The 14442-nt window shown below is 70.6% G+C and carries 8 protein-coding genes; 6 read left to right on the top strand and 2 right to left on the bottom strand.

What is annotated here, in order from left to right; translation table 11 throughout:
* Positions 1–580 precede the first annotated feature (580 nt).
* Together AB0J66_RS35805 and AB0J66_RS35810 are read left to right on the top strand one after the other, a co-directional pair.
* Positions 581–1249: a pyridoxamine 5'-phosphate oxidase family protein gene (locus AB0J66_RS35805; RefSeq protein WP_364670547.1), complete on the top strand. Its 669-nt coding sequence runs from the start codon at positions 581–583 to the stop codon at positions 1247–1249.
* 652 nt (positions 1250–1901) lie between these two features.
* Positions 1902–2786, top strand: coding sequence for a hypothetical protein (locus AB0J66_RS35810; RefSeq protein WP_364670549.1), 885 nt, complete (start codon positions 1902–1904; stop codon positions 2784–2786).
* Here AB0J66_RS35810 and AB0J66_RS35815 read toward each other — a convergent pair.
* Entirely contained in the window at positions 2783–3958 is a 1176-nt protein-coding gene (locus AB0J66_RS35815) for a dipeptidase (protein ID WP_364670552.1), read from the bottom strand. The genes AB0J66_RS35810 and AB0J66_RS35815 overlap by 4 nt on opposite strands.
* Positions 3959–4119: 161 nt before the next feature.
* Between AB0J66_RS35815 and AB0J66_RS35820 the strand changes: the two genes are divergently transcribed.
* Positions 4120–5649 carry a DNRLRE domain-containing protein gene (locus AB0J66_RS35820; RefSeq protein ID WP_364670555.1) on the top strand — a complete coding sequence of 510 codons (1530 nt, stop codon included), beginning with the start codon at positions 4120–4122 and terminating at the stop codon, positions 5647–5649.
* Between the two features lie 271 nt (positions 5650–5920).
* On the top strand, positions 5921–8368 hold the full coding sequence (locus tag AB0J66_RS35825; RefSeq protein WP_364670557.1) for an EAL domain-containing protein: 2448 nt from the start codon (positions 5921–5923) through the stop codon (positions 8366–8368).
* Between the two features lie 1059 nt (positions 8369–9427).
* Here AB0J66_RS35825 and AB0J66_RS35830 read toward each other — a convergent pair.
* Positions 9428–11461 (bottom strand): glycosyltransferase family 39 protein, encoded by a 2034-nt coding sequence (locus AB0J66_RS35830; protein WP_364670560.1) that lies wholly within the window; start codon positions 11459–11461, stop codon positions 9428–9430.
* A gap of 153 nt (positions 11462–11614) precedes the next feature.
* On the opposite strand from AB0J66_RS35830, the gene pgi reads away from it, so the two are divergent.
* A complete protein-coding gene (gene pgi / locus AB0J66_RS35835) occupies positions 11615–13246 on the top strand; it encodes a glucose-6-phosphate isomerase (RefSeq protein WP_364670562.1) in 1632 nt (543 codons plus the stop codon).
* Positions 13247–13321: 75 nt separating this feature from the next.
* A complete protein-coding gene (locus AB0J66_RS35840) occupies positions 13322–14383 on the top strand; it encodes a winged helix DNA-binding domain-containing protein (protein WP_364670565.1) in 1062 nt (353 codons plus the stop codon).
* The last annotated feature ends 59 nt before the right edge of the window (positions 14384–14442 follow it).

Here is a 14442-nt window from a genome sequence, read left to right on the forward strand (position 1 = left end):
TGCCGGGCTGCCGCGGTGCTGGCCCGCCGGGCCGCGAGGGTGCGGCACTGCGAGGGGCGCGGCGCTGGGAGGGGCGCGGCGCTGGGAGGGGCGCAGCGCTGGGAGGGCGCGGCGCTGGGAGGGCGCGGCGCTGGGAGGGCGCGGCACTGGGAGGGCGCGGCACTGGGAGGGGCGCGGCGTTGCGAGGGGCGCGGCGCTGCAAAGGACGCGGCGCTGGGACGGGCGCGGCGCTGCAAGGAGCGCGGTGCTGCGGGGGCGTGGGGGCGCCGGCTGGGGATGTGTGGTGCCCGCCGCCGGGGTGGCGGCCGCATGGGTGCGGGAGTGCCGAAGGCGCTGAACGAGCAGATCAGCCTAGCGGCGGTGGTGGGACATCGCTTGGTGAGAGGTTCTCTCACGTCACCCGATCGGATTACAGGCGGTGATCGGGTGGCTCACGGCAAATAGAGGCTGGTCTGCGTCAACGTTGTTGATTTGGGTGGGGCTGAGCGAGCGGGAAACGTGAGGGTCACGCTGTGCGTTTTCATGAACACGGTGTGAAACTGTCGCGCACGGGGAGGTTGTCGGCGGCAGGAGGGCCATCATGAACGACGGTGAGCGGCGGCTGCAGGACAGGCTCGGTACGCGGGAGCGGGCTGAGGCCTTCACGAAGAGGCAAACTCTGCACCACTTGAACGAGCGGATGGCGGAGTTCATCGGGCGGCAAGAGATGATGTTCCTGGCCACGGCGGATGCCGGGGGCGGGTGCGACAGCACTTTCCGGGCGGGGCCGGCCGGGTTCGTTCGGGTGCTGGACGACGAGCATCTCGCCTGGCCCGAATATCGGGGCAACGGTGTGATGGCCAGCCTGGGCAACATCACTGAGAACGGGCATGTAGGGATTCTCTTCGTCGACTTCCAGGACGTGATCGGGCTGCACGTCAACGGCACGGCCGAGATCGTGGAGGATCCGGTCGAGCAGACGGAGGTGGCGCCGGGGCTGAGGGCTCAGGTCTGGGTCGTCGCTCGGGTCGAGGAGGCCTACATTCACTGTGCGAAGCACATTCCTCGCATGATGAAGCTTCCGCGGCAGCGTGGGCGCGAGGCCGCGGCCGAGCAGCCGAAGAAGAGCGACTACTTCATTCCCGCGCCGCCCGGGCTTCTCCGCCCGATCCCGGTGAGGGCGGAGCCGGTGGCAGGCGATAGGGCCGCCCCGGGCGCGGAGCCGGCGGGCGGAGGCGAACTCGCGCTCGGCGGGGAAGCGGCCGCCTGAGTGGACGAGGGCGGCGCGCGGCGGCGGCGACCCGGCATGGCCGAGCGAAGTGCGGCGACCCGGCAGGGCCGGGGGAAGCGCGGCGACCCGGCAGGGCCGAGGGAAGCACGGCGGCGGCGACCCGGCAGGGCCGAGCGGAGCGCGGCGACTCGCGGTGGCGGGCGGCTGGCTGCTGAAGGCGGGGCCGAGGGAGGCGCGGCGACTTGCGGTGGCGGGCGGCTGGCTGCCGGAGGATCCGGCGGACTGGGCGAAGCGCCGCGACTCGGTGGGCTCTGCACCGGCTGGCTGAGGGTTCGGCTGGCTGGGCGCAGGGCGGTGACTGCGGTGGTGGGCAGCCGGCGGCCGACGGAGGGGGCTGGGCTCAGCGGTGACTTTGCGGCCGTCGGGGGGCGGCTGGTGGGAAAGTGACAACTGGCGGTGTGGGGTGGCGGTGCGTCTGGTGGTCACAACGACAGTCGGGTCATCGGCTGTGAAAGTGGTGCGCCGGTGGGTGGTGGGGCCGGCGAAAGCTGGTCTCGTATGTGGCTGGTGTGAGCCGGGGTGCGGGGTGGCGTGATTCTCCAAAACCGACGGGGTCGAGGTTCCTGTGGGGAGCTGGTACGCCTGTGGCCTGGGCCGGCGGAACGGCCGGCGGCCTGGGGAGGAGGTCACTGTGAGAACCAATGCCAGGCGGGTCGGGGCGGTTGCGGGGGCCGTGCTGCTCCTGCTCACTCTAGCGCCGGTTGCGGCGGCCGAGGCGGCGCCCGGGCCGGGTGGGCGGCTGCTCTATCTGCGGTTTGACGGGTCGACGGGGGAGGTGCCGGGGCAGCTGCGCAGCGTGCGGCCGGACGGGAGCGCGCCGCAGGACTTCGGGCGGCAGATGGGGATCTACTCGTATCCGGACTACACGCCGGACGGGCGGCGGATCGGGTACGTCGAGGGGTGGAGCTTCCGCAGCATGGCGGCCGATGGGAGCGGCGATCGGTGGCTGGGCGACGGGCCGTACGGGTCGGCCTTCCCCCGCTGGTCGCCGGACGGGAAGTGGCTGGCCGGGGAGTCGGGCGGGGACATCTGGCGGGTCAACGCGGACGGGAGCGGGGCCGGCTCGGGCAACGTGACCAACTCCGAGTACAACGACCTGGTGGTGTCCTGGGCGCCGGGTGGCCGGCGGTTCGCGACGGCCGACATTCACGGGGTGCGGATCTACACGGCGGACGGGCGGCGGAGCCGGGTGCTCACGGAGCTCGACGGGGCGTACCGGCTGGCCTGGAACCCGGACGGGCGCACCCTGGCCGTGGAGGCCTGGGGTGAGATCTGGCTGGTCGACGCCGTGACCGGGGCCTCCCGGCAGGTCACGGCGACGCCGGAGATCGAGTTCGTGCCGGTCTGGTCGCCGGACGGGCGCTGGCTGGCCTACGGGAGAGGGCCGGGCGTCACCGACCCGGACTTCCCGGCGACCGTCACCGACCCGCAGATCTGGCTGATGAACCGCACCGGCGGCAATCAGCACTCCACGGGCATAGCGGGCGTCGCGACGAGCTGGCGCGCCCAGCCCTAGCGGGCGGGCGACAGGGGCCAGAGAGGCTCCTGAGCCGCCCGCTCCGATTCCCGCAGGACGCGCAGGATGTTGCCCCCGGCCAGCTTGTCCAGCTCGGGCTGGGACCAGCCCCGGCCGGCGAGTTCGTCCAGCAAGCGCGGGTAGCCGGCGACGTCGCGCAGATCGTCCGGGAGTTCGGTGGTGCCGTCGAAGTCGCCGCCGAGGCCGACGTGGTCGAGGCCGGCCACGTCGCGGGCGTGCTCGACGTGGTCGGCGACCTGGGCCGCCGTGACCGGCGGGCGGGGGTTGGCCGCGAGCCAGCCGGCGAAGGCGGGCGCGGCCAGCGGGTCGGGGCCGGGCCAGGCCTGCACGTGCGCGGGGTCCTCGCCGGGGCGGGGGGCGCGCGGCCACACGTCGGGGACCGGGATGCCGAGGCGGGCCAGCTCCTCCTCGGCGGCCCGGGACCAGTCGCGGGCCTCGGCCGACAGGAAGGGGGCGACGAAGGTCAGCTGGATGACGCCGCCGTTGTCGCGCAGGCGGGTCAGCACGTCGTCGGGCACGTTGCGCGGGTGGTCGTGCAACGCGCGTACGCCCGAGTGGCTGAAGATGACCGGGGCGAAGGCCGTGTCCAGGGCGGCGTGCATCGTCACCGGGGCCACGTGGGACAGGTCGACCAGCACGCCGATGCGCTGCATCTCGCGCACGACGGCCCGGCCCTCGTCGTTGAGACCGCCCACCTGCGGTTCGCGGGCGGCCGAGTCGGCCCACGAGAGGTTCTCGTTGTGGGTCAGCGTCACGTAGCGCACGCCGAGACGGGCGAAGGCCCGCAGCACGCCCAGCGACGTGGCCAGGCTGTGGCCGCCCTCGATGCCGATCAGCGAGGCGACCTTGCCGGCGTCCATGGCCCGGGTGACGTCGTCGGCGCTGTAGGCGATGGCGAAGTCGTTCGGATAGGCCGCCGCCATCCGGTAGACCGCGTCGATCTGCTCCATGGTCGCCACCACGGCCTCGGGCTCGCTCAGCTCGCCCGGCACGAACACCGACCAGAACTGCCCGCCCACCCCGCCGGCGCGCAGCCGCGGGATGTCGGTCTGCAGCTCGGGGCGGCGCTCGTCGAGCCCCTCGACCGAGTATCCGTAGCGTCCGCGCAGCTGCATGGGCAGGTCGTTGTGCCCGTCGATGATCGGCATCATGCTGTCTGGCTACCTGAACAACCCCGAAATGCGCAAGTTGAGGAAAAGTACGGCCGCAACCTGACCGCACCGCGCAGGGCACCGAGCGCGCACCGCACGACCCGGAATCTCTTACCCATGCCCGGCCGCAACGGCGCCGGACACAGGGGGGATTCACCAAGTTGCGTCGCTCGAAGCTGCAGAAGTACACGGTCCTGACCGCCGCGCTCGCGGGTGCGGGCGCCACCGCCCTCACCGGCTCCCCGGCCGTGGCCGGCAACGGCGCGACGATCAAGCTGGCCGCCGGTGACGACACGTACACCTCGAGCGTCCGCACCGGCACGGTCTTCGGCGCCGAGGACAAGCTGGTCGCCGGCGTGGCCGGCAAGGAGGTCAAGACCTCCTTCCTGAAGTTCGCGGTCCCGGCCGGTACGAAGGTCGCGTCGGCCCGCCTGACCCTGACCGCGCAGGCCAAGTTCTCGGGTCAGCTCAGCGTCCGCAAGGTGGCCGACACGTCGTGGGCCGAGGGCAAGCTGACCGGGGCCAAGACCCCCGCGCTGGGCGCCGTGCTCGCCACCGCCACCCCGAACGGCACGTTCTCGGTCGACCTGGGCAAGTCGGTCACCGGCCCGGGCACGTACGCCTTCGCCCTGACCTCGACCGCCGCCGCCATGCGCTTCAACTCGGCCGAGGCCAAGACCGGCGCGCCGGTCCTGGAGGTCACCACGGAAGGCGACACGTCGCCGCCCGTGGTCACGGCGCCCAAGCCGGCCGGCGACTGCACGACCGGTGACAAGCTCGTCCCCACCTGCGGCGTCCTCTGGGGCGCGGCGGCCGGCGGCTTCACCGACGCCCCGCGCGACCAGGCCCTCAAGGACTGGGAGAAGCTCAGCGGCCGCACCTCCACGATCTTCCACACCTACCACAAGGGTGACGAGATCTTCCCGACCAAGGCCGAGATCGCGATGACGGCCGACGCCGCCAGCCCCCGCGTGCTGCTGACCAACTGGAAGATCGCGTACGGCTCGACCTGGGCCAAGGTCGCCCAGGGGCAGCAGGACAAGCGCATCGACGCGTTCGCCGCGCGCGCGAAGGCGTACGGCAAGAAGTTCTTCCTGGCCATCAACCACGAGCCGGAGAACGACGTCGTGGCCAAGGCGGGCTCGGGCTTCGAGGCGAAGGACTTCGCCGCGATGTACCGGCACACGATCGAGCGGCTCCGGGCCAAGGGCGCCACGAACGTGATCAACGTGATGGCGTACATGGGCAACGAGAAGTGGATGGCGCAGAGCTGGTGGAAGGACCTGTACCCGGGTGACGACGTCGTCGACTGGATGGGTCTCGACTCGTACGTGAGCGCCGAGAAGGGCTACTACCACTACGGCAAGTTCAACGACCTGCTCGACCGCGCGCCGACCGGCGGTGGCACCGGCTTCTACGAGTGGGCCACCACCAAGCACGCCGCCAAGCCGCTCATGGTCGCCGAGTGGGGCGCCTACCACCGTGTGGGCAAGACCGCCGACAAGGCGCCGGTCTACCAGAGCGTCCTGCCGGAGCTGGCCAAGCGGCCGGCGATCAAGGCGATCGTCTACTTCGACACCGCCAAGGACGACGAGGGCGACCGCGACATCAGCATCAACAGCACCGCGACCGCGCTCGCGGCGTTCAAGAAGCTGGCCGCCGACCCGATCTTCAAGGTGAAGCTGGGCTGACGGGAGAGGTCAAGGAGATCCCAGGTGTCTTGTGACACCTGGTGTTCACCTCCATTCTTGTCTACGCCGCGCTCAATTTCCGTAACGTTAACCAGCGACGTTGGAACTGAGAGGGGGTCCGCCATGGCCAAGAAGTCCAAGAAGGACAAGAAGGACAAGAAGAAGAACAAGAAGAAGAAGTGATCCGACTTCTTCTCCAACGGCGGCTTCCTTGACGGAAGCCGCCGTTTGTTTTTCTCAACCACCGGGCCCGGCGCCCGATCAAGCAGGCATGGGCGCCGTCACTAGCATTGCCGCGCTGGTGGCCGCCGTGGCCGCCGCCGCCGTCGTGCCCCGGCGCGGCGGCCGCATCCGCTTCGCCTGGGCCGCCCTCGCGCTCGGCCTGCTGGCCGGCGTCGTCGCCGGGCCGGTCGCCCTCGCCGCCTTCGTCGCGTTGAGCGTGCTCGGCCTCCCCCGGGCCCCGCGCACGCCGCTGGCCCGGGTCCGCGGGTTCATCGACGCGCTGATCATCACGACCTCGCTCATGCTCGTGGCCTGGAACCTGGTGATGCAACCGGCCCTGGCCGCCGGCCGCCCCGGAGCGATCAGCCATGCCGTCGCCGACGTGCTGCTCGTCGCGATGGCGCTGGCCGCGATCGCCCGCTGCCGCCGGGGCTATCCCGGCGTCTCCGTGCTGGCCCTGACCTCGACGGCCGTGCTGCTGATGGCGGTCGCCGACGCGGTGGTCATCCGGTTCGGCCACGAATGGCCCCGGGCGGGTTTCCTGGCCGGCTGTGTGCTGATCGTGGTCGCGGCCGGGATCGCCGGTCGTGGGCCGCTGGACGAGGCGAAGATCGTCCAGGAGGCGGCCACTCACCGGCGCAGCTTCAGCGTGCTGCTTCCGTACGTCGTGGTGGTCCTGACCTTGATCGTCGGTCTTTTCTGGATGTCGGCCGGCGGCACGCCCACGCCGGTCGGCACCTGGGGCCGCATCTTGTCAATCTTGCTGATCGTGGTGCGCGAGATGGTCCTGCGGGCCGACAACCGGCAGCTGGCCCGTGATCTCGAAGAGCGCGTCAAGGACCGCACGGCCGAGGTGCAGGGGCGCGAGCAGCGGTTCCGGGCGCTGGTCGAGCAGAGCTCGGACTCGCTGGCCATCCTCGAGGCCGACTCGACCGTGCGCTACCAGAGCTCCTCGGTCGAGCGGATCTTCGGTTTCCGGGTCGAGCAACTGGTCGGCCAGAACCTGATCAAGGTGTCCGGGGCGCGGGCGGGCGCGATCATCGAGGCGAAGATCCGTGAGGTCCTGCAGGGCTCGACGATCACCTTCGAGCTCACGCTGCGCCATGCCGACGGCGTGTACCGCCTGTCCGAGATGACCATCACGAACCTGCTCGACGATCCGTACGTCAAGGGTCTGGTCCTGAACACCCGCGACATCAGCGAGGCCCGGAATCTGCAGGAACGCCTGCGGCACGAGGCCTACCACGACGCGCTGACCGGGCTCGCCAACCGGGCGCTGTTCCGGGAGCAGCTGGCCGCGGCCGTCGACCTCGCCGAGCAGGACGTGGCGATCCTCTTCCTCGATCTGGACGGCTTCAAGGAGATCAACGACAGCCTTGGTCACGCCGCCGGCGACGCCCTGCTCGTGCAGGTCGCGGAGCGCCTGCGGGTGGCCGAGCCGAACCTGGTTGCCCGCCTCGGCGGCGACGAGTTCGCGGTGATCGTCTCGTCGGGCCCGGCCTCCGCGGACGCCATCGCCGAGCGCATCCTGGCCGAGCTGGCCCCTCCGTTCGTCATCGACGGCCGCGAGGTGCACGCCGGCGCCGGCATCGGCATCGCCTCCTCGGCCGACGCCGGCGACATCGAGCAGCTGCAGCGCAACGCCGACCTCGCCATGTACAAATCGAAGGACGCGGGCGGCGGCATCGCCACGGCCTACCACCCGAGCATGCACGACGCCCTCATGCAGCGCGTCTCGCTCGCCGACGACCTGCGGGCCGCCCTCGACCTCGGCCAGTTCGTCCTGCACTACCAGCCCACGGTCGACCTGCGGACCGGCGAGATCGTCGGCTTCGAGGCCCTGGTCCGCTGGCAGCACCCCACCCGCGGCATGGTCCCCCCGCTCGACTTCATCGGCCTCGCCGAATCCACCGGCCTGATCGTGCCGCTCGGCCGCTGGGTCCTCACCGAGGCCTGCCGCCAGGCCGTCGAATGGGGCGGCCGCTACCGGATGGCCGTCAACGTCTCGGTCCGCCAGTTCGAGGCGGGCGACCTGGCCGCCACCGTCGCCGATGTCCTCATAGACACCGGCATGCCGGCCGACCTGCTCACCCTCGAGATGACCGAGAGCGTCCTGCTCACCGACACCGACGAGAACCTCGCCCGCATCGTCGCCCTCAAATCCCTCGGCGTCATGCTCGCCATGGACGACTTCGGCACGGGCTATTCGTCCCTGGCCTACCTGCGCCGCTTCCCCATGGACGTCCTCAAGATCGACCGCTCCTTCGTCGACCGCCTGGGCGGCGACCCGGCCGACGACGCCCTGGTCCGCACGATCATCCGCCTGGGCCGCCGATTCGGCATGCGCACTGTTGCCGAGGGCATCGAGAACGCGGACCAGCTGGGCATCCTCCGGGACATGGGCTGCGATTACGCCCAGGGCTACTTCCTGTCGCGGCCCCTGTCGGCCTGCGACGCCACGCTCCTGCTGGTCACGGCGGTTGAGCTAGCCTCCTAGGACGCTTTAGGGCGGTGGAGGTACGGATCCTCGGGCGCACAGGAACAGGGGGCCGAGCCCGCTCCGCCGGGCACGCTGAGTGCAACACCGGGCCGTTGCGCCGGCATCCGGGCTGAAGACTTTGGTCACCCTTTGAAGCGCTTACTTCGCTCGGCTTTCGTGGAGGAGCTCAGCCGGGGGCCGCGGGGTGTTGCCGCCCGGACGCCCAGCCCGCCCACCCAGGGGGACCACCTGACGACCATTCTCCCGGAAATACCGATGCCGTGCGCTGGCGGCTGTGGACAACCAGCCACTGTGGATAACGGCGCGCCGAATGATGGGTGTGCTAGGGAGATCCGCGCGGCGGGCTTATAAGCGGATTCGGTGCAGAGCGCGTTGGGCTCGGTCGGCCTGGGAGCGCGGAGAAGTAGGAACGGTCGCCTGGTGGGGATGGCAGCGGGGTTCGTGCGCACAAGCGGCGGGCCGGGTGGGATTGGCTCGGGCGGCGTGGGTGGTGCGGGAGGCGGGCCGAGAAGCCACTGGCTGGGGCGGGGCCGGGTCGGGTGGTGCTCAGGGGCGGCCGGGATGGGCCTGGCTCGGGCCCGGGTGTGAGTAGCTCGGGCCCGGGCGGGAGTTTTCGGGCCGGGGTGGGTGATGGCTGAGGGCCGACCGCGAGGCAGTGGCGCGGGCTGGGCTTGTGGGGCTCGAGGCCGCTGGGTGGGAGTAGCTCGGGCCCGGGCGGGAGTAGCTCGGGCCCGGGCGGGAGTAGCTCGGGCCGGGGTGGGTGATGGCTGAGGGCCGACCGCGAGGCGGTGGCGCGGGCTGGGTTCGTGGGGCTTGGGGCCGCCGGGTGCGAGTGGTTACGACCGGGTGGGTGGCTGAGGGCTTACCGGGTGCGTGCTGGGCCGGCGGGTGTGAGCTGGGGAGGGGCGGCGGGTTGCTTCAAAAGGGTGGGTTGGCGAACTGACGTTTGTTCGGGTGGGAACGCGGCGGAGCCCCGCGTCTGGTGGGCGCGGGGCTCTCGTCGTGGGTGAGGGTGCTTCGGCCGGGTGGAGGTAGGGCGGGCTGGGTGGTAGTGGGTCAGCTGGTGGCGGGCTGGGTCAGGTCGTAGATGGTGGTGTTGCCGGCGGTGGTGGCTGTGTAGTGCTCGGAGACCCACGTGGCGATCTTGCTGGCTTCGGTGGTGGAGCCGTTCATGCCGCCTCCGCCCATGCCGCCGCCGGAGATGTAGTAGTGGATCTGGCCGGCGGCCACGTAGGCCTCGAACTGCTCCAGGGTGGGGGAGGCGTCGCTGCCGTTCCAGCCGCCGAGGGCGATGACCGAGGTTCCGGTGGCGAGCTCCAGGTCGGCAGCCGAGGTGGCGCCGCTGACGGTTGCGCTCCACTTCGTGGTGCTGGCCTCGAGGAGGGCGTTCAGCTCGGTGTTGCTGCTCGTGCCGCCGCCGCCCGGGCCGCCGCGCGCTGCCGAACCGCCCGACGAAATGCCGCTCGACGTGCCGTCCGGCGACGAGCCGGGCGCGTCAGTGGACGAGGAAGAGCTGGACGAGGAAGGGCTGGAGGAGGAAGAGCTGGAAGACGAAGAGCTGGAAGACGAGGAGCCGGGTGGGGTGCCCGTGCCGTTGGGGGCGCTTCCCCGCGTACCGCCGCCGAAAGCGCCACCACCCATGCCGCCGGCGGCGGACGACGGGCCGGAAGTGGGAATGGAGCCTGTGTGGGCGACCGTGGCCGTCGATGCGGCGTAGGCCGCGCCACTCAGGCCGGCCGAGAGGATGGCCGCGACCAGGGCGACCACCACAAAGCGGCGCCGCAGCAGCAGGGCCAGAGCGAAGACGGCCCCGAGCACGAGCGAGGCCCAGCGCAGCGCCGGCATCCAGTCGGCCCGGCCGAGGAGCACCCAACCCCAGACCGCGGTGGCCAGCACCATCGCCGCCAGTGTGGCGCGGCCCCACAGGTGGGAGCGGTAGAGCCACAACACCCGCCCGCCGATGCCGATCAGCGCCGCGATGCCGGGGGCCAGCGCGACCGTGTAGTACGGGTGGATCGTGCCGCTCATGTAGGAGAACGTGATCCCGGTGACCAGCACCCAGCCGCCCCACATGAGCATGGCCGCCCGGGCCCGGTCGGTGCGTGAGGCCGTCCAGGTCGCGGCGAGCACGGCCCCGAGGGCGATCAGCGCCGCCGGCAGCAGCCAGGAGATCTCGAGCCCCATCGACGAGCCGAAGAGCCGCCCGATCCCGGTGGACCCGCCAAACGACGTGCCGCCGCCACCGCCGTTGCCCGATCCGCCGAGGATGCGGCCGAGGCCGTTGTAGCCGAGCGCGAGCTCCCACAGCGAGTTGTTCGTCGACCCGGCGATGTAGGGCCGTGACGATGCCGGCCACAGCTCGACCAGCAAGACGTACCACCCGGCCGAGACCACCAGGGCGAGCCCGGCCGCCAGCAGGTCCCGGATCCGCCTGCCCAGTCCGGTCGGCGCCGCGATCAGATACACCAGGGCGAACGCCGGCAGCACCAGGAACGCCTGCATCATCTTGGTCAGGAAGCCGAGGCCCAGCAGCACGCCCGTGAGCGCCAGCCACTTCCACGAGGCCTTCTCGACCGCCCGGACCGTCGTGTAGGCGCCGGCCGTCATCAGCAGGACGAGCAGCGCGTCCGGGTTGTCGTAGCGGAACATCAGCACCGCGACGGGGGTGAGCGCGAGCGCCGCCCCGGCCGTCAGCCCGGCCGCCGTACCGAACCAGCGTTTCACCGCGGCGTACAGGAACCACACCGCCGCCACGCCCATCAGCGCCTGCGGAGCCATGATCGACCAGCTGTTGACGCCAAAGATCCGCGCCGACAGGCCCATCACCCACATGGCGGCGGGTGGTTTGTCGACCGTGATGGCGTTGCCGGCGTCCAGCGAGCCGAACAGCCACGCCTTCCAGCTCTGCGAACCGGCCTGGGCGGCCGCGGCGTAGAAGCTGTTGCCGTAGCCGGAGGCGCTGAGGTCCCACAGATAGAGGACGGCGGTCGCCGCGAGCAGCACGAAGACGGGCCACCGGCGGTGACGGGGAGGGGCCGGGGCCTCGTGCCGGGGCGCGGCGGCCGCCGGTCGTTCCATCAAGGTCGTCATGGCAACCACCGTCGGCGGTACGCCCGTGGCGGCTCTGTGCCGGTCCTGTGGGCCGTCTATGAGGTAGTGATCTCGACTGCGTCGCCGGTGTACGGCGTCAGTTCGTGCCAGGATGAGAGCGAGAGTCCGGGTTTCGAGCGAGAGACAAGGTCAATGAGCGAACACGTTTCCGACAGCGCCGAGTGGCAGGCGCTGCAGGGCCACGCGGAGAAGTTCTCGGCGGTGCACCTGCGCGACCTGTTCGGCAGCGACTCGAGGCGCGGCGAGCGCTTCACCGCGACGGTGGCCGACCTGACCGTCGACTACAGCAAGAACCTGGTCACCGACGAGGTGGTCGCGGCCCTGCTGGCCCTGGCCGACAAGGCCAAGCTGCGTGAGCGGATCGCCGCGATGTTCGCCGGCGAACACATCAACGTCACCGAGGACCGGTCCGTCCTGCACACGGCGCTGCGGCTGCCGCGTACGGCGTCGCTGACCGTCGACGGGCAGGATGTGGTGGCCGAGGTTCATGAGGTGCTCGACCGGATGGGCGCCTTCAGCGACAAGGTGCGCTCGGGCGAGTGGACCGGGCACACCGGTCAGCGCATCAAGACGGTCGTGAACATCGGCATCGGCGGCTCCGACCTGGGTCCCGTGATGGCTTATGAGGCGCTCAAGGCGTACAAGGCGGCCGAGATCGAGTGCCGGTTCATCTCCAACATCGACCCCACCGACCTGTACGAGAAGACGCACGACCTCGACCCGGCCAGCACCCTGTTCGTCGTGGTCTCCAAGACCTTCGGTACGCAGGAGACGCTGACCAACGCCACCGAGGCGCGCAACTGGCTGCTCAAGGGTCTGGGTGACGACTCCTCGGCGGTGGCCAAGCACTTCGTGGCGGTCAGCACGAACGCGAAGCGGGTGGCCGACTTCGGTATCGACACGGCCAACATGTTCGGCTTCTGGGACTGGGTGGGCGGGCGTTACTCGCTGCCCTCGGCGGTCGGCCTGTCGGTCATGATCGCGATCGGCAAGGAGCAGTTCGCCGACATGCTCGCCGGCTACCACGCGGTCGACGAGCACTTCCGCACCCAGCCGCTGGAGAGCAACGTCCCGGCCCTGCTCGGCCTGCTCAACGTCTGGTACGACACGTTCCTGGGCGCCCAGTCGCACGCGATCCTGCCGTACTCGCAGTACCTGCACCGCTTCGCGGCCTACCTGCAGCAGCTGACCATGGAGAGCAACGGCAAGTCGGTACGCCTCGACGGCAGCTCCGTGGGCTACCAGACGGGCGAGGTGTTCTGGGGCGAGCCCGGCACCAACGGCCAGCACGCCTTCTACCAGCTGATCCACCAGGGCACGAAGCTGATCCCGGCCGACTTCATCGGCTTCAGCCAGCCCAACCACGACATCGGCGAGATGCACGACCTGTTCATGTCGAACTTCTTCGCCCAGACGGGCGCGCTGGCGTTCGGCCGTACGCTCGAGCAGGTGCTGGCCGAGGGCACGTCCGAGGAGATCGCGCCGCACCGGGTCATGCAGGGCAACCACCCGACGACCACGATCATCGCGCCCAAGCTGACGCCGTCCGTGCTGGGGCAGCTGATCGCGCTCTACGAGCACATCACGTTCACCCAGGGCACGGTGTGGCAGATCAACTCGTTCGACCAGTGGGGGGTCGAGCTGGGCAAGGTGATGGCCAACCAGCTCGCGCCGAAGCTGACGGCGTCGCCGGCCCAGCCGGCCGACGACGACTCGTCGACGAACAACCTGATCCGGCTGTACCGCGCGGGCCGCGGCCGCTGATTTTGGTCGTACCCGGGGCTGAGCTGGCTCCGCGGCGGAAAACAGAATGTCAAACCGGGGTCTAGGGTCAGTCGCATGGATGGAGCGACTGCCCTGGGCCTTCGTATGTCAGCCTTGTTCCCCACCGCGTCCTCGGTGGCCGAGGTCGTGGAGTGGTTCGGGGCCATGCAGGCGCAGGACGTCAACAGTGGGCTGTGGTCGTTCGGCGTGCGGCTGCCGGGCTCCAGCTTGGCCGACGTCGAGGCGGCGGTGGAGAGGCGCGAGGCCGTACGGACGTGGCCGATGCGCGGCACCGTGCATTTCGTGCCGCCCGAGGACGTCCATTGGATGCTCGAGCTGATGGGTTCGCGCGCTCTCGCGGGGGCGGCCAAGCGCCGGGAGACGATCGGGCTGTCCGAGGCCGACGCGGAGAACGCCGTCGAGATCCTCGGGACCGCGCTGGCCGGGGGAGGGCGGCTCACCCGCGCCCAATGCCTGGAGAAGATCAGCGAGAACGGCGTCGACGCCGGCGGGCAGCGGGGTTATCACCTGCTCTGGTACGCGGCGCAGCGCGGCGTCACCGTGATCGGTCCGCACATCGGCAAGGAGCAGAGTTTCGTCCTGCTCGACGAGTGGGTGCCGAATCCACGCCGGCCGTCGCGGGAGGAGGCCCTCGTGCTCATCGCCCAGCGCTACTTCCGCAGCCACGGCCCGGCCACCCGCAAGGACTTCGCCGGCTGGACCGGTCTGACCATGGGCGACTGCAAGACCGGCATCGCGGGGGCCGATCTGGACACCGTCGACGTCGACGGCATCGAGATGATCATGGCCCCGGGTTCCTTGGACAAATCGGGTGACGAGTGGCTCGCCCTGCCCGGCTTCGACGAATACATGCTCGGTTACAAGGACCGGTCGCTGATGGCGACCACGGACCAGATCGCGGCGATCATTCCGGGCGGCAACGGGGTGTTCCAGTCGACCCTCGTGCGCGGCGGCCGGGTCATGGCCACCTGGAAGCGCACGATCACCGCCAAGGGCGTCACCGTCGTCGTCAACCCATTGGTGACCTTCACTGCCAAAGATCGCCGGGCGGCCGAGGGCGCGCTGGCGGTCTACGCCGCCTACCTCGGACTGGCCCTGACTGTTAAGAACCCTTGATATTTACGATTGTGAACTCCATGATGTGGGTGTCGCACGTCACGCCCGCATCGAGGGAG

Source organism: Actinoplanes sp. NPDC049598, assembly GCF_040675435.1.
Lineage (GTDB): Bacteria > Actinomycetota > Actinomycetes > Mycobacteriales > Micromonosporaceae > Actinoplanes.